The organism is Pedobacter suwonensis, assembly GCF_007833675.1.
Taxonomy (GTDB): domain Bacteria; phylum Bacteroidota; class Bacteroidia; order Sphingobacteriales; family Sphingobacteriaceae; genus Pedobacter; species Pedobacter suwonensis.
In genome coordinates this window covers 2,640,352-2,661,262 of the sequence record NZ_CP031708.1, presented here as the reverse complement: position 1 = coordinate 2,661,262, position 20,911 = coordinate 2,640,352, and the positions used below count along the sequence as shown (strand labels likewise).

At 39.0% G+C, this 20,911-nt stretch carries 17 protein-coding genes; 10 read left to right on the top strand and 7 right to left on the bottom strand.

The window, feature by feature from the left end; translation table 11 throughout:
* Nucleotides 1-18: 18 nt before the first annotated feature.
* The gene (locus tag DV942_RS10760; protein WP_145855352.1) at nucleotides 19-1,554 is read right to left on the bottom strand and encodes an IS1182 family transposase; all 1,536 of its coding nucleotides are present in this window, start codon (nucleotides 1,552-1,554) and stop codon (nucleotides 19-21) included.
* A gap of 305 nt (nucleotides 1,555-1,859) precedes the next feature.
* Here DV942_RS10760 and DV942_RS10755 point away from each other — a divergent pair, with 305 nt between their 5' ends.
* The 5 genes from DV942_RS10755 to DV942_RS10735 all read left to right on the top strand — a co-directional run bounded on the left by DV942_RS10755 (nucleotide 1,860) and on the right by DV942_RS10735 (nucleotide 7,667).
* Complete coding sequence (locus tag DV942_RS10755; protein WP_145857436.1) at nucleotides 1,860-2,786, top strand: lysophospholipid acyltransferase family protein; 927 nt, start codon at nucleotides 1,860-1,862, stop codon at nucleotides 2,784-2,786.
* An 88-nt stretch (nucleotides 2,787-2,874) separates the two neighbouring features.
* Entirely contained in the window at nucleotides 2,875-3,750 is an 876-nt protein-coding gene (locus tag DV942_RS10750; protein WP_145857434.1) for a lysophospholipid acyltransferase family protein, read from the top strand.
* A gap of 75 nt (nucleotides 3,751-3,825) precedes the next feature.
* Complete coding sequence (locus DV942_RS10745; RefSeq protein ID WP_145857432.1) at nucleotides 3,826-5,016, top strand: serine hydrolase domain-containing protein; 1,191 nt, start codon at nucleotides 3,826-3,828, stop codon at nucleotides 5,014-5,016.
* A 96-nt stretch (nucleotides 5,017-5,112) separates the two neighbouring features.
* Nucleotides 5,113-6,156 (top strand): hypothetical protein, encoded by a 1,044-nt coding sequence (locus tag DV942_RS10740; RefSeq protein WP_145857430.1) that lies wholly within the window; start codon nucleotides 5,113-5,115, stop codon nucleotides 6,154-6,156.
* 176 nt (nucleotides 6,157-6,332) lie between these two features.
* Nucleotides 6,333-7,667, top strand: coding sequence for an IS5 family transposase (locus DV942_RS10735; RefSeq protein WP_222431112.1), 1,335 nt, complete (start codon nucleotides 6,333-6,335; stop codon nucleotides 7,665-7,667).
* 133 nt (nucleotides 7,668-7,800) lie between these two features.
* On the opposite strand, the gene DV942_RS10730 is transcribed toward DV942_RS10735, so the two are convergent.
* The 5 genes from DV942_RS10730 to DV942_RS10710 all read right to left on the bottom strand — a co-directional run bounded on the left by DV942_RS10730 (nucleotide 7,801) and on the right by DV942_RS10710 (nucleotide 12,375).
* On the bottom strand, nucleotides 7,801-8,361 hold the full coding sequence (locus DV942_RS10730; protein ID WP_145857429.1) for a type 1 glutamine amidotransferase domain-containing protein: 561 nt from the start codon (nucleotides 8,359-8,361) through the stop codon (nucleotides 7,801-7,803).
* 66 nt (nucleotides 8,362-8,427) lie between these two features.
* Nucleotides 8,428-9,129, bottom strand: coding sequence for a hypothetical protein (locus tag DV942_RS10725; protein ID WP_145857427.1), 702 nt, complete (start codon nucleotides 9,127-9,129; stop codon nucleotides 8,428-8,430).
* 3 nt (nucleotides 9,130-9,132) lie between these two features.
* Nucleotides 9,133-9,879, bottom strand: a complete 747-nt coding sequence (locus DV942_RS10720; RefSeq protein WP_145857425.1) for a glycosyltransferase family 2 protein — start codon at nucleotides 9,877-9,879, stop codon at nucleotides 9,133-9,135.
* Nucleotides 9,880-9,882: 3 nt separating this feature from the next.
* Entirely contained in the window at nucleotides 9,883-10,974 is a 1,092-nt protein-coding gene (locus DV942_RS10715; protein WP_145857423.1) for a PDDEXK nuclease domain-containing protein, read from the bottom strand.
* Between the two features lie 120 nt (nucleotides 10,975-11,094).
* The gene (locus tag DV942_RS10710; protein ID WP_145857421.1) at nucleotides 11,095-12,375 is read right to left on the bottom strand and encodes a glycosyltransferase family 4 protein; all 1,281 of its coding nucleotides are present in this window, start codon (nucleotides 12,373-12,375) and stop codon (nucleotides 11,095-11,097) included.
* 127 nt (nucleotides 12,376-12,502) lie between these two features.
* Between DV942_RS10710 and DV942_RS10705 the strand changes: the two genes are divergently transcribed.
* The 3 genes from DV942_RS10705 (at nucleotide 12,503) to DV942_RS10695 (ending at nucleotide 18,158) form a co-directional block, all read left to right on the top strand.
* A complete protein-coding gene (locus tag DV942_RS10705) occupies nucleotides 12,503-15,697 on the top strand; it encodes a S41 family peptidase (protein WP_145857419.1) in 3,195 nt (1,064 codons plus the stop codon).
* 178 nt (nucleotides 15,698-15,875) lie between these two features.
* Nucleotides 15,876-16,625, top strand: a complete 750-nt coding sequence (locus DV942_RS10700) for a class I SAM-dependent methyltransferase (protein ID WP_145857417.1) — start codon at nucleotides 15,876-15,878, stop codon at nucleotides 16,623-16,625.
* 6 nt (nucleotides 16,626-16,631) lie between these two features.
* Nucleotides 16,632-18,158: a rhomboid family intramembrane serine protease gene (locus DV942_RS10695; RefSeq protein WP_145857415.1), complete on the top strand. Its 1,527-nt coding sequence runs from the start codon at nucleotides 16,632-16,634 to the stop codon at nucleotides 18,156-18,158.
* Nucleotide 18,159: 1 nt separating this feature from the next.
* Here the strand turns inward: DV942_RS10695 and DV942_RS10690 are convergent, their stop codons facing one another.
* Nucleotides 18,160-19,611, bottom strand: a complete 1,452-nt coding sequence (locus DV942_RS10690) for an alpha-L-fucosidase (RefSeq protein WP_145857413.1) — start codon at nucleotides 19,609-19,611, stop codon at nucleotides 18,160-18,162.
* A gap of 163 nt (nucleotides 19,612-19,774) precedes the next feature.
* Between DV942_RS10690 and DV942_RS10685 the strand changes: the two genes are divergently transcribed.
* A complete protein-coding gene (locus DV942_RS10685; protein ID WP_145857411.1) occupies nucleotides 19,775-20,464 on the top strand; it encodes a hypothetical protein in 690 nt (229 codons plus the stop codon).
* Nucleotides 20,454-20,861, top strand: coding sequence for a hypothetical protein (locus DV942_RS10680; RefSeq protein WP_145857409.1), 408 nt, complete (start codon nucleotides 20,454-20,456; stop codon nucleotides 20,859-20,861). Before DV942_RS10685 ends, DV942_RS10680 begins: the two co-directional genes overlap by 11 nt.
* Nucleotides 20,862-20,911: the final 50 nt, after the last annotated feature.

Below are 20,911 nucleotides of genomic sequence, written 5' to 3'. Positions count from 1 at the left end.
ACATCAAAAGCGAGCCTTTTATGCTGCTTTTTTTCTGATATTCTGTGCGATTGCCAGTAATCCCCATTCTATTGCCACTTTTTCCTTGCCCCGGAGCATGAAGCGGCGGAACCCGTGGTTCTGCTTAATATTCCCGAAGACTGGTTCTACATCATGACACCTCTGCTTTCGTTTCCCGATTCCCTTGTCACTGTTGAGTAGCCGGTATGCTTTTGCTTTATGCCGCTTTAGGTTCTCGTTGACCTCTATGATCCTATCTCCCTGGGATTTGTGGCAGGCACCGTTGAGTGGGCAGGCAACGCAGTTCTTTGCCTGGTACCTTTTGCTGGTCTGCTCAAAACCGGTACTTGTTTTTCTCGTGCTGTCTCCGATATAATGCATTTTTTGGCCCATCGGACATATATAACAGTCCTGCTCCTGATTGTAGAATAACCTGTCCCGGGCAAATGGTTTTTTTTTGTTGTGGGCTTCACTCTGCTCTTTATCGAACATGCCATATTTTACATAGGCTTCAATCCCGTTCGCTTCCAACAGCTCATAATTCTCCTCGCTTCCGTAGCCTGCATCTGCGGTAAGGGTTTTCAGGGTTCTGCCAAAACTGGCCTCATGCTGTTCAAGATGTTCCTTTAAAGTGGTGGTATCAGTGGGATTGGGGTGAATGGTATAGTTTACGATGAACTGGTTGGAGGTTGATATCTGTACGTTGTAACCTGGTTTGAGCTGTCCGTTGCGCATGTGGTCTTCCTTCATGCGCATGAAGGTCGCATCCTCATCGGTTTTGCTAAAGCTGTTCCGGTTCCCCAGTATTTCTTCTTTACGTTCATATTCTGCCATCTTTTCCGGATATTCCCTGGTTACATATTTCAGCTTCGCTTTGACCTTTTTGTCCAGACCGGGTTTTTCTGACAATACCGCATTGAGCGTATCCACCGTCTGCTGTACCTTTTGGGTATCAATATCGGTAAAATCCGGTGGTTCGGGCAAGCCGTCTTCCATCTTGGCAACGCTCTGGGCATATTGCCAGATTTCACCCAGGGCTTTCTTCATCTTTTCCTTATTGGTCTGGATGGCCTTTTTCCATACAAAAGTGTATTTATTGGCATTGGCCTCTATCTTGGTGCCGTCGGTATAAACTTCTTCAATGCTCAACAGGCCTTCGGCAGCCAACAGTTTTACCACCTCCTCGAATACGCTGCGAAGGCTTTCCTTAAGGCGGGCGCCACGGAAACGGTTGATGGTATTGTGGTCGGGATAGCTCATCCCGCTCAGCCACATAAAGTTGATGTTCTCCCTGCAGGCCACCTCCAGCTTTCTGCTGCTGTATACATTGCTTAGATAGCCATATACCAGAACCTTCAACAGCATTTGTGGATGATAGCTTGAAGCACCCTTAATCTTGTAAGCATTTAAAAGCCCCTGGATATTGATCCGGTTGATGACGTCGTCTACAATCCGGACAGGATGGCCTTTCGCCACGAGCTCATCAAGCGTGGGCGGAATAGCCATGATCTGGCCCTGGTAATAAGGCTTGAAAACAGGTTTTTGGACAGCCATAAATCTCAATTATTTATATATAAATATCTGAAATTCAATTCAATAAAGCAAGATTAACCGACAAAAAGTGTACTTTTTATCCAAACAAAAGAGGCTGCCTTTTTGAGACAGCCTCTTTTTTTATGCCAAACGGCTTAATAATTTAGTAGTAAGCTGAAGGATGATCTGGTTTTCGATTTAATCACAATTGCCATTTTCTGTCAGGCTTTTTTCATAAAACTTATGGGAATGTAAAGTTAACAATCTGGTGGCAATCGGATTTACCGGCAATTTTAATTTTGCGGTTCAAACAAACTAATTATATCGTGATTCATAAAGGATTATCCAAGGCGGGTATATTTTTATTAAATGTACTCTCTCTATTGCCGCTATTTTTATTATATGGATTGGCAGACGCTTTTTATGTATTGCTGTTTTATATTTTTGGTTACCGCAGAAAAGTGGTTAAAGAAAACCTGATGAATGCTTTTCCGGAAAAAAACGGTACTGAAATTTATGCAATAGAGAAACGGTTTTATAAATTTTTAGCTTCACTTTTTATAGAAGTGATCAAAATGAAAAGCATTTCTAAAAAGGAGTTGAACAAAAGGGTAAAATTTAAGAATGCCGATCTGGTAGAAGCCTATCTGAAAAATAATGAAAGTGTACTTTTCTGCTCATCGCATTATGGCAATTATGAATGGGTATGCATGGCTATTGGCCTGAACTTTTCTGGTGAACATTTTCCGATTTATAAACCTTTAAGCAATGAAGCTTTTGATAACTGGTTCCTGAAGATGAGAAGCAAATTTGGCAATAACATGGTATCCATGCGACAAACCTTAAGGGCGATCCAAGCCAATAAGCATAAGTCAACTATATTCACTTTTGGTAGCGATCAGGCACCTTCAAAAGATGAATCAAATTATTGGACAACCTTTTTAAATCAACAATCTTCTATACAGTTGGGGGTAGAAAAAATCGCCAGGAAAACCAACCGCCCCGTTTTTTATCTAAAAATCAATTATTTGAAGAGAGGTTATTATGAAGCTGATTGTGTGCCTATCTGTATAAATCCATCTGAAACAGGCGAGTTTGAAATTACCGATATGCATACGCTATTTCTGGAAGATATCATTAAAGAAGCACCCGCTTATTGGTTGTGGAGTCATCGGAGATGGAAATATAAGCCTGAACCAAAGGTTTCATCAACTCATATAAAAGATTATGATATCGTGGATGCAATGGCTTAGCTATATCCATTGTTGTAAAAATGAAATCTAACATTTTCGTGGCAAAATTTTTCCAGGTGCTTTATAAATTAGCGTTTCAACTGCCCTGATGATTAAGACGTGGATTTCCCGTTTGGGAATATTTCTTTTAAGCACATTAGCCTTGCTTCCATTATCTGTATTGTACATTTTCGCTGATGGAGCATATCTGTTGCTGTATTTTGTATTTCGCTACCGCAGGAAAGTGGTGAGGGAAAATTTGCTGAATGCACTTCCGGATAGAACATTACAAGAGATTTTAATTATCGAAAAACGATTTTACCGTTATCTGGCCTCACTGGTGTTTGAAATTGTTAAAATGCAAAGTATCTCTAAACAGGAGATCGAAAAACGCTTTGTATTTAAAAATAAAAAACAGGTCCAGGAATATTTAGACCGCGGCCAGAGTGTATTAATCTGTTCGGCACATTATGGCAATTGGGAGTGGGGTACATTAGGTATCGGACTCAATTTTCGTGCAGATCATTACCCTATTTATAAACCTCTCAGCAATCCGGTATTTGATCATTGGTTTAAAAAAGTACGAAGTAAATTTGGTAATAAATTAATTGCCATGCGGCAGACCATGCGGGCATTGCAAGCCAGCAAAGGCAAACCGAGCATGTTTAGTTTTGGTAATGACCAGGCACCTGCCAAAGATGAATCTCATTATTGGACCGATTTTATGCATCAGCCCAGTTCCATACAGTTGGGAATTGAAAAAATTGCCATGCGTACCAATCAGCCCATATTTTATTTTAAAGTGAATGTGCTGAAACGTGGTTTTTATGAGGTTGATTGCGTGCCGCTTTGTTTAAATCCTGCCGAAACCGCTCCGTTCGAAATTACTGAACTGCATACCCGTTTTCTGGAAAAAATAATCAATGCACAGCCCGAATACTGGCTATGGAGCCATAGGCGGTGGAAGTATAAACCTCAATATTAAGTTCTTTTTCAGGAAGATTTGCCAAAGCGGGTATAATTTCCTAAATCCTTTATATTTGCCTTACAACGCCTATCTATGAAGACCTTCAAAAAAATATTGTTGATCCTGATTTATACTTTTTTTTTATCGTTGCTGGCCTTATTCCTTTGGAAACCTTATTTGTTGAAGGTATTAAAATACAGAACGCCAAATGCTGAAACCTATAAAGTTTTTCCGCAGGAAGTTTCGCATAGAAGCGATTCGGTTTTTCATTTTATAAGATCGGCAAAACAGCGGAACGATCTGGATACGCTTCATGTTAGAGATGGCGATAGCCGCTCTATTCCATTAAAAGACTATTTAAAAAATGGACAGGTCAATGCTTTTATTGTGATCAGGAACGATAGTATCTTGTACGAGAGATATGCTAAAGGTTACAGCGATAGTACGTTAACCAGTATATTCTCAGGTGCTAAAAGTATGATTTCTATTGCAATTGGTCAGGCATTGGCCGAGCGCAGCATTAAAAGCCTGGATGATAAAGTAACACAGTATATTCCCGAATTAAAATCCAACCCCGCTTTTGAACAGATCACTTTAAAAAATCTTTTGGATATGAAATCGGGCCTTGAGTTTCAGGATGCTTTGGGCGGTATAGTAAAAGCATTTTTTTCTGATGAGGCCAAGTATTATTATACCGACGATATGAAAGTGCAACTGATGAGGGTTAAACTGGTTAACCAACCAGGTACGGTTTGGGTGTATAAAAGTATCGACCCGATTTTGTTAGGCTGGGTTTTAAAAAAGGCCACCGGAAAATCGGTAGCAAAATATTTTGAAACTCATGTGTGGCAAAAGATAGGTACCGCATATCATGCAACCTGGGGTTTAGATCAGGTTAATGGCCTCACCAATACGGCAAGCCGTTTTCAGGTTACGGCCATTGATTTTGCAAAAATCGGCCGCTTATATTTAAACAAGGGTAAGTACAATGGAAAACAGGTGGTTCCGGAAAGCTGGGTAAATCAATCCACCTATATTGGAACAGAAAAGCCTGCATCGGCTAAAGGATGGCAGAAATCGGCACACCATTATCTCTGGTGGATTCCGCAAGAAGGGGATAAGGGCGATTATGCAGCTGAAGGGATGCTTGGCCAAAGGTTATATATTGATCCGAAAACGAATACCATCATTGTGCAGTTTGCTGATCACGGCGCAGGAAATTACCCTTACCGGAAAATCAGCAGATATCTGGCTGGATTGCCGTTTAGTTATCCGAAAGATTAACCGCAAAGCACGCAATGAAATAGGCGCCAAGCACGCTATGAGGTTTTGCTCCGCGTCCTTTGCGGTTAAATTTTTAAAATAGTACCTTGTCATTAAATGGAAAATAACGACGTAAAAATTTCAAAAAAGAAACCGATTTTTCCGGTTAGCCCTGCTTTGCAGAAATATTTGCGTACCTACCAGCGTGAAGCGAAATTGCCCATCGGTTATAATGACCTGATGCAATTTAATGAGGCTTTTCCGCTAATGGATAAGTTTGGTAAGGACTCGTTATGGGAGGGACCTATATATGCTCAGGATTTAATTGAAAAATTGCATGATGGCTTAAAGGAAATTTATGCAAATCTTAAAGCTTCGGGAAACCTGCGCATTGTTGAGCATAAGTACATTGATAGAATAGAATATTGCACCTTTGGCAATACCCACCCTTTCCGTATCCGTATTGTAAACCGTTTGAATGATGTATATGATTACTTCTACGTAAAAAAGGCTGACGCCTCCAGGATTTACGGACTGGAAATGGAAGAAATACTTTCACCGAATCAGGTAAATTACCTTGTAGATGGCAATACTTTGGTAGAAGAACATATTGCCGGTATTCCAGGTGATGTTTTTACAAAAGGACAGTTATATACACCAGAGTTTAATCCTACACGTATAGCTAAAGAATTTGTAAAATTTAATGAACGCTGTTTAATTATGCTTTTGGGCGATATGCGCGCCTATAATTTTGTGGTTCAGATTACACCTGATTTTGATGATATCCAGTTCCGTATCCGGGCGATAGATTTTGATCAACAGTTTTACGAAGGCAATTTAAAAGTTTACTTACCGCAGTTTTTTAAAGAAAACCTGCCTTACGTAAAAATGAGTATGGAGCAACTGACAGAGAAAACGGTATTGCAGTACCAGCAGGAGGAGCGCTCATCAATTGTACATCGTGTACGAAGCGAACGACACCGTTTAACCGATCTTCGGGATGTATCAAATAAAGAAGAGCTCACTACACCCGAAAATATTGCTTTACTCAAACAGGGAATGAGCGATTATTTTAAGGATACCAATTACCTGCGGTGTAAAACCATGACTGATATTATTGAACTGAATATCAAAAATATCATCAGGCAGGTAAAGTTATAAGTAATGTTGGATGTTGCCATCCGACATCGCACACGGTTCTGTAAGGTAATTCAATTTTTAGATAGTCGCCCCTTAAAAACAATTTAAATATTTGATTGTCAATAATTTGTTGATAAATTTCAGTATTATAAATTGCGGGTTTTGGTTATATTTATATCAAAAGCTTGCAGATATTTATGCTTAAACAACCAAAAAACACAACACAACTAAGTTTTTTACAGCCGGGTTTAAAGGAACAATTGTCGAACAAACATCCCTTGTACATTTTAGCGGAGTATGTTAACTGGCAATTGTTCGAGGACAGTTTTAAGAAGCATTACAAGGAGAATTTTGGCCGCCCGGCCAAGCCGATCCGCCTGATGGTAGCGCTGTTGATGCTCAAGCACATCCGCAACCTGAGCGACGAAAGTGTTGTAGAACAGTGGGCAGAGAATGCTTATTACCAATATTTCAGCGGAGAGCGGGTATTTGCGGCAAAAGCCCCTTGTGAGGCATCAGAGCTTGTTCACTTTCGTAACCGTATCGGTGCCGAAGGTGTGGAACTGATCTTCAGGGAAAGTATCCGTATCAATGGAAAAGGTGGCAAGGAAGATAAGGCCAGCATAGACACTACTGTACAGGAGAAGAACATTACTTATCCTACCGATAGCAAACTGCACCGGAAGATCATCAAAAAATGTATCGGGATAGCTGACAAAGCAGGACTCGTGCTTCGTCAGCGTTATACCCGCACTTTAAAGAAGCTGAGTGTTGAACAGCGTTTCCGCAACCATCCTAAGAACGGAGCCAAAGCGCGGAAAGCAGACAAAAAAGTAAAAACAATAGCGGGCAGACTGGTACGGGAACTACAAAGGGAATTACCGGCAGAAAACTACAAAACCGACCTGGAGCTGTTTGAGCGTGTACTCCTCCAAAAACGGCAGGACAAAAACAAGGTGTATAGCCTGCATGAGCCGGATGTAGTATGCATCAGCAAAGGCAAAGAGCATAAAAAATACGAGTTTGGCAGTAAAGTATCCATCACAGTCACCCAGAACAGCGGTGTGATCATCGGTGCAATCAATATCCAGGGGAATGACTACGACGGACATACACTGGATGCAGCTCTGGAACAACAGCAAAGGTTAACCGGTCATACGCTTAAAGAGGTCTTTGTAGACCGGGGTTACCGAGGGAGAAAAGAGGTGCTCGGAACTACTATCCATACCCCAAAAACTTTCAGCAGTAAACTAACGAACTACCGAAAGACCAAACTAAAGGCAGGCTTTACCAAAAGAGCGGCCATCGAACCTAAGATCGGGCATCTGAAAACAGACCATCGCTTAAGCCGCAATTTTTACAAAGGAATAAAAGGCGATAACATCAATGTAATGTTAGCTGCCGCCGCGATGAACTTCAAAAGGATGATGAATATCTGGAAAGATCATCTTTGGGCGCTTTTTTTAAGCTTTGTTCAGCTCGTAAAAACATTCATGAAACAACCAAAATATGATACAATCTTTGTTCAATGACTTTTTAAGGAACGACTAGATAGTAAGGCTCCTCAGATGTTAACAGCTGACGGCCTAAAAAGCAGTTTAAAAGAAAAACGGCTGACAAATTGCCAACCGTTTTTGAGTGAATCTAGAAAGAGCGTCCAAAATTTTAGGCATGTTGGCCTTCATGAACTCCTTCGGCAAATTCCTCTACAATTTTATCGTTAAATGCGGGTAAATCTTCAGGGGTACGGCTGGTAACCAAACCCTGGTCTACTACCACTTCTTCATCAGACCAGATCGCTCCGGCATTAATTAAATCCTTCGAAATATTTTTTACCGACGTTAATTTTCTGCCTTGCACTACATCTGCGTTGATCAACGTTTGTGGACCGTGGCAAATGGCAGCAACTGGTTTCCCATTGGAGAAGAAAGCTTTTACAAAAACCAGTGCATCTTCATTAACCCTTAACTGATCCGGATTAATTACACCACCTGGTAAAAGTAGCCCGTTGTAGTCATCAGCGTTTGCTTCTGAAATGGTTTTGTCAACGTCAACTTCTATCGACCAATGGTCCTGATCCCAGGCTTTTATTTTTCCGCTTTTTGAGGAGATGATGTGAACGGTTGCGCCCTCTTCTTTTAACCTTTTAACTGGTTCGGTTAATTCTACTTCTTCAAATCCGCTCTCTGAAAGTACAGCAATGGTGCGGTTACTTAATTGTCCCATAATCTTTAAATTTTTAATAGGTGATATATTTAAAGACAGTTAGGGAAAAGTATTGTTTTTAGAAATTTAAGATTGGGGAATAATTTCAAGAGTTGTTGATTTGTTCACCTGATAATTATAAAAGGCTTCGTAAATTACCCTGCTTACAATTGTTTTGATGGGACTGGCATCTTTAAAGCTATCCAGAGGATATTTAAGCTGAAAACAGGTACGCAGTTTATTTTTCGTGAATCCGATTTGTTTAAGTACAGTTACTGTAGATTTATTAAAATAATCGCTAACCAAAATATCTGCAAACGGGGTTAGACGGATAATGATTTTGTTCTTTTTAACCGAAAACCTGATATAAAGATTTTCTTCTTTACGGAGGTTAAAAATGAAAGCACTAATCTTATTTTCAACCAGATCAAATACTGCATCATCAAATTCTTGTCCGTCATGAAAAGCAGCAATTTTGCGACTGTTTAGGTCATCTAAATTCAATCTTATTTTCTGAATTTGCTCTTTAATGTAATCACTAATTTGTTCATGGTTTAAAGAAATCTTTTCATAAAGACTGATATGGTTTTCATATTCTTCTTTTTTTAAATAGTAAGGATCATTAAGTGCTTTGAAGATGCGAAGTTGGTTATTAATATAAATTAAAGCCTTCTGGTTTACGTGAGCAGATTTATAGTCTGATTGTTCTACCGCTGCCTTTATCCATAGTTCAAGCTGTGTTTTTTCTTCTTCATAGTGAGAAATGAGCTCGTTAATTTCTTCATTCATAAATTAATCATTTGTTCTTCTGTGCTTAATAAAGTACCATGCTAAATTGCCGGCAATAATCATATGATTAAAAATATTGGGGATCAAGCCATAATATTTAGTAAAAATTTTAAATCGTTCTTTTAAACTTTCCCGGTGTTTTTTCTTGCTCATGCCACCAACCAGGTATTTGGCTACATAACGGTGTACGTTTACAATATTAGATGCCTTTTTAGCCGCTTTGATAATCCAGTCGATATCAGCGCTGTATTGGTAAGTTAAATCATAAGGCGTAATGATGCTGCGGCGGATATAAATGGCCTGATGACTGATATTCATGCCATATTTAAAACTCTTCCAGTCGAACTCATCTGGTGCTTCGTGCCTCCTTCGGCCTAAATTTTCCCAGTTATCGTTATACATTTCAGTTTCGCCGTAATATATATCGGCACCGGGAGCAGTTGCAAAAACATCTTCTACTGTGTGGTTGTCATAAATCTCATCTCCCGAGTTCATAAATAACACATAATCACCTGTTGCCAAGGCCAAACCTTTATTCATGGCATCATAAATGCCCTTGTCGGGTTCTGATATGATTTTCGAGATCCGGTCCTTATACTGCTGAATTACCTGCAGTGTTCCATCAGACGAGGCTCCGTCAATGATAATATATTCAATGTTTTGATAAGTCTGATTTAAAACAGATTTCATAGTACGCTCAATGTCGCGAACGTTATTGTACACTATAGTGATAACGGTTAATTTGGGCATGGGTTAATCCATTAATTTTTTAAAGGTTTCGGCATCCGGAATTAAACCTTTAAATGCTTTAGGTAATGTTGCACTGGTTTTGTAGGTAGAAACATCCATTGCTTTGTTAAAATCGCGGAATGAAAATTCTACAATTTTATTCTTCTTTTCTTTGCAAAGTATGATGCCTATGGATGGCTGCTCATGTGGCTGTTTAACATATTCATCAAGAGCAGATAGATAGAAATTCATTTTGCCCAAATACTCAGGTTTGAATTTTCCGGTTTTAAGTTCGAAAACAACCAAACATTGTAAGCGGCGGTTAAAAAACAAAAGATCTATAAAGTATTCCTCATCTTCAACAATCAATCTGTACTGGTTGCTGATAAAAGCAAAATCAGTTCCTAACGACATTAAGAACTTCTTAATATTCTGTACTATTCCACTTTCTACAACTCTTTCATCTTCTTCATCAGGATCCTCTAGGTTAATAAAATCCAAAAGGTATTCATCTTTAAAAGACTTCAATGCTTGGTCTCTTAATTCTTCATTGGAAATTGTTTTCGAAAAATTATTTGGTAAACTGCCGGAGTTACTGAATGATTTGTTTTTAAGTTGGTGCTTTAAGGTACCAACACTCCAAAATTCGACAGCTGCCTTTTGGATATAATATATCTTTTCTTCAACCGATTGTGAATTCTGTAGAATTTCAATGTGGTGGGTAAAACTGATGTTGAAAAATGTCTTTTCCAATTGGTCCGTTACTGACGGTCTAAATTCAATGTGTTCAATATCAGTTTTTTGTAATTGGTCCGTCAGTGACGGACTAATTAAGATTTGTTCTCTCCACGATTCGAAAAAGAACCTCATCCGTTTAATATTTGTGCCTGAAAATCCTCTTAAACCTGGTAACTCTAACTGTAAATCATTAGAAAGATTATCTATCACTTTGGCGCCCCATTTCTCTTTTTCTACCTTTTCCGAAATGAATTTACCTACTGTAAAATAGAGCAGTAAAAGCTCTTTGTTCACAAAAGTAGCTGCTTTATACCGGCTAGATAAAATAGCAGATTTTAATGCTTTAATACTTGCAGAATAGTTTTCGATGCTTTCCATTTACCAGTTCAGTCGGTATAAATTTAATAAAGATTAACCAGTTTTTTATTTGTAGAATGGAGAATAAGATTTTGTAAACCGAATAACTAGTAGCGTTATGAAATTTTGTTAAATATGGGTTTATTTAGGCAGTAAATCAATCAGTGTTTCGTAAAGATGGATGTGTTCTGCAGCAATAACTTCCTCCGAAAAATCGGTTAGAATACTCAATCTCGCAGCTTTCTGAATTTCTTCTTTATTCGGACGTTGATACAACCATTCAATGCCATTCGCTAAATCCTCTGCATTTTGATATTTGGCCAGGTAGCCGTTTTGCAGGTGTTTAACCATATCCGGAATTCCGCCGGTGGTAAAAGCAATCACTGGTGTAGCACAAGATAAACTTTCCATCACTGTATTGGGCAGGTTATCTTCTAACGAAGGCGTGATAAAAGCATCGGCAGCAGAATAGCACTTCGCTAAATGATCATCTTTGTTGATAGTGCCCAGGAAAGTGGTTTTGAAAGGAAATTCGGGCATTTCTGCATTTTCTTTGTTTCCGAAAATAACCAGTTCAATATTTTCTTTATGTATCCCGCTTCTGCGCGAAAGGATTTCCAAAGCTTCAACTAAATAAGGGGTTCCTTTATGTTTGTCGTTTTTTGATGGCATAAATCCGCTCATCAATACAAATTTATCGGGATTGATTTTCAGGACTTTTTTCGCTTCCGATTTAACATAAGGTTTAAAAATTTTTGTTTCGATCGTATTCGGAATAACGGTAGTTTTCCTGGTACCCAATAAGCTACTGAATTTTACCGAAGCGGCCATCCATTGGCTTGGTGCCACAATATGGAAATTTAATCTAGTGTACGCTTTTTGTTTACGCACCCAGGTTTTGTGCGAAATATCGTCTTTACCGCTAATTTTCAGAATGGGGCAATGGCCACATTGCTGATGAAAATGTTCACAACCATAGCGTACATGGCAGCCACCGGTAAATGCATTGCTATCATGAAAAGTCCACACAATCGGTTTTTCCAGTTCATCCAGCTGCGCCAGAAACCTAGGATTGAGAAAACCATGATTTATCCAATGTAAATGGATAATGTCTGCATTTTTAACGTCAGGATGGTTGATCACCGAACGGCCGAACCATTGCAAACTGAATGGCGTTTTTACCGATTTGCTTAACCACTTGGCAAAATATCTTTCTGATAAGATGTTATAAACGGCTTTGGCTTTCTGTAATGGTGATTTGCTGAAAGTGTCTATTTTGGGATTTTGGCCAAATTTATAATAAACCAATACTTTCGAATCGATTCCATTGGCTTTTAAAGCATCACTTAAACGCAAACAGGCCCTGCCTGCTCCGCCATTTCCATCATAGGTATTTAGGTGTACTACTTTCAAATCAATCAAAAATACATTTTATTGTTTACGAATATAAAATCTGTTGTGTAAATTCATCCATAAATTTTATCGTTCTTAAGGTTAAGCTGTTTTTATCAAAAAAGAACTGCCTTTCCAGAGCCAAACTAACTTAATTATGATCAAATCCTTCGTGAAATCACTTGTGGCACTGGCTTTTTTATGGCCGGCACATTCATTTGCCCAAAATCAAACTTATTTCGCCGCATATCCTGCTTTAACGCCAGATGCACAAACAATAGTATTCAGTTACGATGGCGATATTTGGAAAGTTCCGGTAAAAGGTGGCGTAGCATCGCGCATTACAGCCATGCAGGGCGAAGAAATCAACCCTAAAATATCTCCCGACGGAAAATGGCTGGCTTTTTCATCTAATCAGTTTGGTAATTATGATATTTATGTAATGCCTTTAGCAGGTGGAGATATTAAACAATTAACATTTAATGATGCCAGTGATGAAGTAGATAACTGGAGCTGGGATTCTAAAACCATTTATTTTACTTCGGGCCGTTACAATTCTTTTTCAAGTTATAAAGTAAATGTAAACGGTGGAACAGCGGTTCGTTTATTCAATAACTATTTTAATACCACACACCATATTGCTGAATCACCAACAGGAGAGTTGTTTTTTAACGATACCTGGGAAAGTATGCGCTTCGCCAACCGTAAACACTATAAAGGAGCCTATAATCCCGATATTCAGTCATACAACCCAAAAACAAAAAGTTATAAACGTTATACCGATTATATCGGGAAAGATTTCTGGACGAGTGTTGACCAAAAAGGCAATATCTTTTTTGTGTCGGATGAAAGCAACGATGAATATAACCTCTATACCTTTATCAATGGTAAAAAAACCGGCTTAACAAACTTTGATACTTCCATTAAGCGTCCGTTTGTTTCGGCTAATGGAACTACGGTGGTGTTCGAGAAAGATTATCAGTTGTATACTTACGATGTTGCCACTAAGAAAGCCGAAAAAGTGAATATAAGCACTTCGCGCAATCAGGTATTGAGTAAAGAGCAGGAGTACGATGTACGTGGCAATATTTCAGCCTTTGATGTTTCAAACGACGGGAAAAAGATGGCTTTCATTTCACGTGGCGAGGTGTTTGTGAGCGATGCTGATGGAAAGTTTATCCGCAAAGTTACCAACAGCGGCGAACGCGCCCTGGAATGTAAGTGGCTGGCGGATAATAAAACCATTATCTTCAGTCAAACCACTAATGGTTACCAGAACTGGTTTACCATCACAGGCGATGGAAAAGGTAATGTAAAACAGCTTACAAAAGGTAAAGCAAATGTACGCGATATTACGTTGAACAAAACTAAAACCATGGCGGTGTATTTAAGTGGAAGGAACGAACTTAAACTGATGGACCTTAAAACTTTCGAGGCTAAAACTTTGGTAACCGATGAGTTTTGGGCCATACAGAGCGCAACACCAAGTTTTTCGCCAAATGACGAATATGTGCTGTTTACCGTTTACCGCAATTTTGAACAGGATATTATGGTACATCACATCAAAAACAATAAAACCATCAACTTAACCAACACAGGCGTTACCGAAACCAGCCCGGCCTGGTCGCCAGATGGCAAATATATTTTCTTTACCAGTGCCCGCACCAAGCCTTCCTATCCAACAGGAATGCAAAATGCACATATTTACCGCATGGCTTTAAATAATTATGATGAGCCTTATCGTTCTGATAAATTTGATGACCTGTTTAAAGAGAGCAAGCCCGCACCGACAGATGTTAAGCCTGCACCGGAAAATAAAAATGATAAAAAATCAAAGACTGATACGGCTAAAAAGAAAACTGAAGTTAAATCTACACCTAAGCCTGCAACTATAATTACCATTAATACTGAAGATCTTTTGGATAGAATTGAATTGGTCGGCCCTTCATTTGGTGGCCAGTACGGAACAGATGTTTATGCTAAGGGCGATAAAACGTATGTTTTTTATTCATCTAATCACGAAGGCGGTACGCCAGGTTTGTATCGCACTACTATCGAACCCTTTGAAGCCAATAAAACTGAAAAAGTTGCCGATGGTGGCGATTATTCGATTACTTCTGCAGGCGACAAATTTTTCGTTTTATCAAGAGGTGCAATCAACAAATATACCCTGGAAGGAAACAAGCTTGATCGGGTGGATCACGGCTATAAATTTACCAGGAACCTAAATGCCGAGTTTAACCAGATGTTTTACGAAACCTGGGTAGGTTTAGACGAAAATTTTTACGACGAAAAATTTCATGGTGTAGATTGGGATAAAATGCGGACGCGTTATGCCGCTTATCTGCCTTATGTGAATAACCGCAGTGATTTAAGGATTTTATTGAATGATATGCTGGGCGAATTGAATTCTTCGCATATGGGATTTAATAGCGCAGGAGCAGAGGAACGCAAAAACCTGAATTATATCACCAACGAAACCGGAATCATCTTCGATAATGAAAACCCATTGAAGGTTGAACGTATTGCCGCAAAAAGCAATGCTGCCCGTACTGGAAATAACATTTTAGCTGGTGATATTTTAACAGAAGTAAATGGGGTTAAAGTAGATGAAAAAATAGACCGCGATTATTATTTCAGCAAGCCATCATTAGATCGGGAGATGACATTAACGTTTAAACGCAACGGCAAGGATGTTTATGTAAATGTACATCCTGAAAGTTCGGGTACACTACGCGGGAACCTTTATGATGAATGGATTAGCCAGAACCATAAAAATGTAGATAAGTGGAGCAACAACCGGATTGCTTATTCTTACATGAAAAATATGGGAAGTGGTGAGCTTGAAAATTTTCTCTTGGATATGGTGGCCCAGGAAGAAAACAAGGAAGCCATTATCCTTGATCTTCGTTACAATACCGGTGGGAATGTACACGATGAGGTACTAAAATTTCTTTCGCAGCGTCCTTACCTGAAGTGGAAATACCGTGGAGGTAAAATGGCCCCACAAAGTAACTTTGGCCCGGCTGCGAAACCTATCGTATTACTGATAAACGAACAATCCTTAAGTGATGCTGAAATGACGGCTGCAGGTTTTAAACAATTAAAACTGGGAAAGATTATCGGTACAGAAACCTACAGATGGATTATTTTTACGTCGGCTAAGGGTTTGGTTGATGGTTCTTCTTACCGTTTACCATCTTGGGGCTGTTATACCATGGATGGTAAGAACATTGAAAAGGAGGGGGTTAAACCAGATATTTTGGTGAAAAATACTTTTGAAGACCGCCTGGCAGACAGGGATCCGCAACTGGAAAAAGCAGTAGCCGAAATTTTGAAAGACCTGAAATAGGGTTAATCTTAAAAAGATTGTTTTATTGTCGGGCTGTTATATGGCAACCAACAATAAAATATATAAGCGGAGTTACTAAATTAGCAATAAAGCAATCTGGCAATCTGGCAATCCAGCAATATCATTTAAACAATTAATCAAATTTTTCCGTTTCTTTGAGCCTGGAATTATTTAAAACATGGCAAATTTATTAACCGACAGGGCTTTTTGGGTAAATTATTGGGAGAGTAAAAAAGGACTGGCAGTTCATTTGCCTTCAAATTATTTATTTCATGCTCAGCTGGCTGATGTAATCCGGAAAAACGGCGTTAAAACAGCCATTGAACTGGGAGGTTTTCCTGGTTATTATGCCGTGTTCCTGAAAAAATATTTTAAACTTGACGTTACCCTTCTTGATTATTTTGTTCATCCGCCGGTGGTAAAAGAACTTTTGGAAAAGAACGATTTAGCGGAAAAGGATATCCACATCATCGAAACCGATCTTTTTAATTACACACCGGAGCAACAATATGATCTGGTATTAAGCTGCGGTTTAATTGAGCATTTTAACGATACGGCCGATATCATCAACCGTCACATTGCTTTCGTAAAACCAGGTGGTACTTTGTTTATCACGCTGCCAAATTTTAAAGCAGTTAACGGTTGGTTCCAGAAGAATTTCGATAAGGAAAATTACGATAAACACAATATCAACAGCATGGACCCGTCATTGCTGAAATCAATATGTGAACAGGCTGGCCTTAAAGATGTACAATCAGGTTATTTTGGACGCTTTAGCGTTTGGTTGGAAAACGAAGATCAAAAGTCGGCAAGTGTGCGCCTATTTAAAAAGGCAGTTTGGCTGACCGGAAAAATATTTACGAAGCTGATCCCATTCGAGAGCAAAAATCTGTCACCTTATATTATCTTAGCAGCGAAAAAAAATTAACGCGCTATGTCAGTAAGTTGGGGTTACTCGCCTAAAATCGAAAAATTTATTCCCCTGGCCGATTTTCCGGCAGATAAATATTTAATTGTTGCCAAACAAGCTATCGAAAATCTTGGCTGGGCCTTAAGTCACGTTTCCGAAACCGGCTTAATTGCTTATACCCCGATATCCTTCCAGTCGTACAGCGAAGAAATATCAATCCGTATCCACGGAAATTTTGCAGTGGTAAAAAGTGAATGCGTTGGGATCCAGATGCTCTTTAACGATTACGGTAAAAACGATCTCAATCTGGAGAAATTTTTTCACGAATTTGAATATGTAGAATTCCACCTGAAAGATGTTTGGGAAGAGAATCTGCAAAAGTTTCACCAGTTTATTGCAACGCAAGATGACCATTACTTCGAAAAAGCTCCTTTGGTTACGAAGAATAAAATCAAAAACGTGTTGTTCTTGCTTTTCCCCCAGAAAGGTTATACGGTAACGCCAATAATTGTTCTGCTTAATACGTTATATTATATCGCAATTGTCTTATTGTCAATTGTATTCATTGCCTATCTGTCGCTAAAAACCGGACATGCTTCTCAAGAAGATTATCTTGCAGAAATAAAACGATTGGTATTGAACTTTGGTGTTAATCAACGCAACCTGGTTCTTGGAGGGCAATATTGGCGCCTGATTACTTATCAGTTTATCCATGGATCGGTTTCGCACCTGTTTTTTAATATGTATGCCCTGGTTTACCTGGGTTTGATGATTGAGAATAAACTAGGCTGGAAAAAATACCTTTTTATTTATTTAATGAGCGGGGTTTGTGGTGGTTTGGTCAGTTTGATTTTTCATCAGGAAGGGGTAATGATGGGTGCATCCGGAGCCATTATGGGCCTGTATGGGGCTTTTATTGTGCTGTTGATCACAAAGTCTTTCGAGCCTAAAGCCACTAAGGCCTTATTAGTAAGTACACTAATTGTATCATTATTGGTGGTCATAAATGGCGCATTTGGTAAAAGGGTAGATAATGCAGCGGACATCGGGGGCTTTGTTTCCGGTTTTATTATTACTTATCTGCTCGCCTATGAGCCTAATAAAACTTTTGAGGTTAAAACCTGGACAAGATATGCAGTATCGGTACTTTTATTTTTAATGTTTTTTAGCGGAGTGCTTCATTTTAGTCCGAAATACGGGACAGAGGAATATCGAAAACTAAGAGATACTTTTAATGCTAATCTGGGTTCCCTCAATAACATTATGAATTTGAAAATCTCTTTGCCTAAAGATGTTAAACTTACTTCTATTAAAGAAGATGGTATCATACCCATGGAAAGAAACCTGATAATCATCAAGCAAATGCAGGCCCTGACTTTGAGGCCTGAAGATGCTAAAGAACGCGCAGAAAAAGTAAAACTGAGTAAAGCATCGCATAGGGCCGTAATGCTGATGTATCGGGATATTAAGGCCGATAGCACTTATCGCTATAGCAAACAGACTTCTGCCGCATTGGCAAAGGTTTTCGAAATTCTTTACAAACCGGATTAAATTATCCGGCTTTTTTGTACAATCCGATTTCGCTTAATGTAATACAGACCGGCGATTTGGTAATGTTTATTTTTATTTTGTCCGTTGTAACAGGGCTATCCAATTTAACCAGGCGTTTTGCGCCAATACTCGTGCCATCGTAAACCTTTTTCCAGGCATTGTTCTCAAATACTTCAATATTGTAGGCTTCTATCCGCTGACCTAAAGGAATGTACTCTTGTAGGCTGATAATATCAAAGGTTTTAGGAGTTCTCAAATCAAGTTCTAAGGCCGCCTGGTGTATATCGTCATGGGTGGCCCAATAAGTCTCTCTCTTGCTATCTAGCAGCGTAGCAACATCATAATTTTTCCCTCTGCTATCATTTGCTTTAACCGATGCATTTTTGGCCAGGTTATCTTCGAAAGTATGTTTAACCATGTCGCCAAAAGTTTTCAGTGCAGCAACATCATCATCATGAAGTTGTCCACGCGTATCGGGTGCTAAGCCAAGGTCTAAACCTGCACCGCGGCCAACACTTTTTAAATACAGATCAAACAATTCTTCCGGGCTTTTTGGCTTTTCGTTAGGGTGATAGAACCAACCTTTTCTAAGCGGAACATCGCATTCTGCCGGCATCCAGAATTTACCATTTCTGATGCCTTCAGGGCTTTGCGGGTAGTTTGCCTGCCCGGGTACGGCTTCACTTTTTCCGTCCGGAGCCATCGGGGTGAAAGTAGCCCAGGAGGTTGGTGCAGCATGTCCGTCTTCATTACCTACCCAGCGTACATCTAAACCGATATCGCTAAATATATTCGCCATGGGTTGCATTTTGCGTGTAATGGCCCAGGTAGTGTTCCAATCGTAGTAGGTGGTGTTGTCAATAGAGCGTTTTTCTTTTGCACCGCCATAATAGCCGTCGCCACCATTGGCACCATCATGCCAGCTCATAAAAAGTTCTCCAAAGTTGCTGTACAGTTCTTTTAACTGTGCCTGATAAACAGCAAGATATTTATCGGTACCATAAAGTGGATTATTTCTGTCCCATGGCGAGCAATAAACGCCAAACTTTAATCCGTTTCTACGCACGGCCTGTTCTACTTCTTTAACTAAATTTCCTTTTCCTCCTCTAAACGGACTTTTGCTGATATTATAAGCAGTAGTTTCAGTTGGCCATAAAGCAAAACCATCATGATGTTTCGCCACCAGAACAATACCTTTCAAGCCACCTGCTTTAGCAGCTTTAATAATCTGGTCGGCATTAAAATCTGTTGGGTTAAATGTTTTTGGATCAGCATCGCCAAAACCCCACTCTTTATTTTCAAAAGTAGTTGGTGTAAAGTGCATGATGCCATAAACTTCAACATCATGCCAGGCCAACTGTCTTTTTGATGGTATTGCACCATAAGGCTGTGGAGGAGTTTGAGCATAAATAGCTGTAGAAAGAAGTAAAAAAAAGATCAGGAAGGATTTCATATACTTATAGCTTAGATCAACTAAAGTACAAATAATTACCATTGCTGTTGTTAAGTGTTAACCAATATTTACCCTGTTAAAAATATGAATATGAAATTGTTTTCACATCCTGAGTGTTACATTGATCCGTCAAACATTTAATTTCACTATATGTTAACTAGAAATGAGCGCCTTTAACCAGCATCCTCCTGATGGAGGTACAGTATATGCAGAAACTAATCTGAGTCAATTATTTCCGGAACCCTTTAATGCCCTAACAAGTTGCTTTTTCCTGGCTATAGCGGTATACTGGACATTTAAACTATGGGGTAATTTTAAACAGCACGGCTTTTTAAGTGTAGCATTGGTGCTGCTTTATGTCGGCGGTATTGGAGGTACTACTTACCACGGGTTTAGGCGTTGGCCTATCTTTATTATGATGGATTGGATGCCGATTATGCTTTTGTGCCTTTCGGCTGGTGTCTACTTTCTTTCCAAGCTGACCAAATGGTACTTTGCCGTTTTAATTGTAGCGGTTTATGCTTTTTTTCAGTTTTATGTAAGAAGGCTTTTTAGCAATGGCGATTTTCAGATTTTTATTAATATCAATTATGCTTTTATGGCTGCGCTGGTTTTGTTTCCGGTGTTTGGGTACCTAATTAAGACCAACTGGAAAAATGGCAAATGGGTTGGTTTTGCCTTAATTGCCTTCATCTTTGCCTTAACTTTCCGGATTGCAGATCAATGGGATGTATTGAGTATCGGCACGCATTTTTTATGGCATACCTTCGGAGCAATAGCCTCCTTTTGTATGCTGAATTATATTTATTTGGTTAATTTTAAAAGGGTTAAACCAAATTCTTATGTTGATTAAAAAAGCAATTTTAGGTTTATTGTTTACCTGTTGTACAGGATATCTTGCCTCTGCACAATTTTACCGGAATAGTAATAAAGAGGTTAAAGAATTTATAATAGATACACTGAATTTCGATAAGGTTATGTTTGAGATGGAACAAGAGTTAAGGCTTACAACAGCTCAAAAACCTGAAGTTAAAGATCAACTCAAAAAATACCTGATCAAACGGATGCAATACAACGCATTTAAATATAGGGAACCTGAAGAATGGAGGGGAATATCCAATAACTGGCTATTTGATTTTTCCCGGAATTTAGAAAAAATTGTTAACGAAGATCAGATTGATTGTTTTTGGGCGATGAAACCATTATATAAAAACGACAATATCTGGTGGAATATATTCGTGTTTTATTAATCGTCAACCGTTAAAATATTTATGTGATAACATTGGGCTTGTTGAGTAGA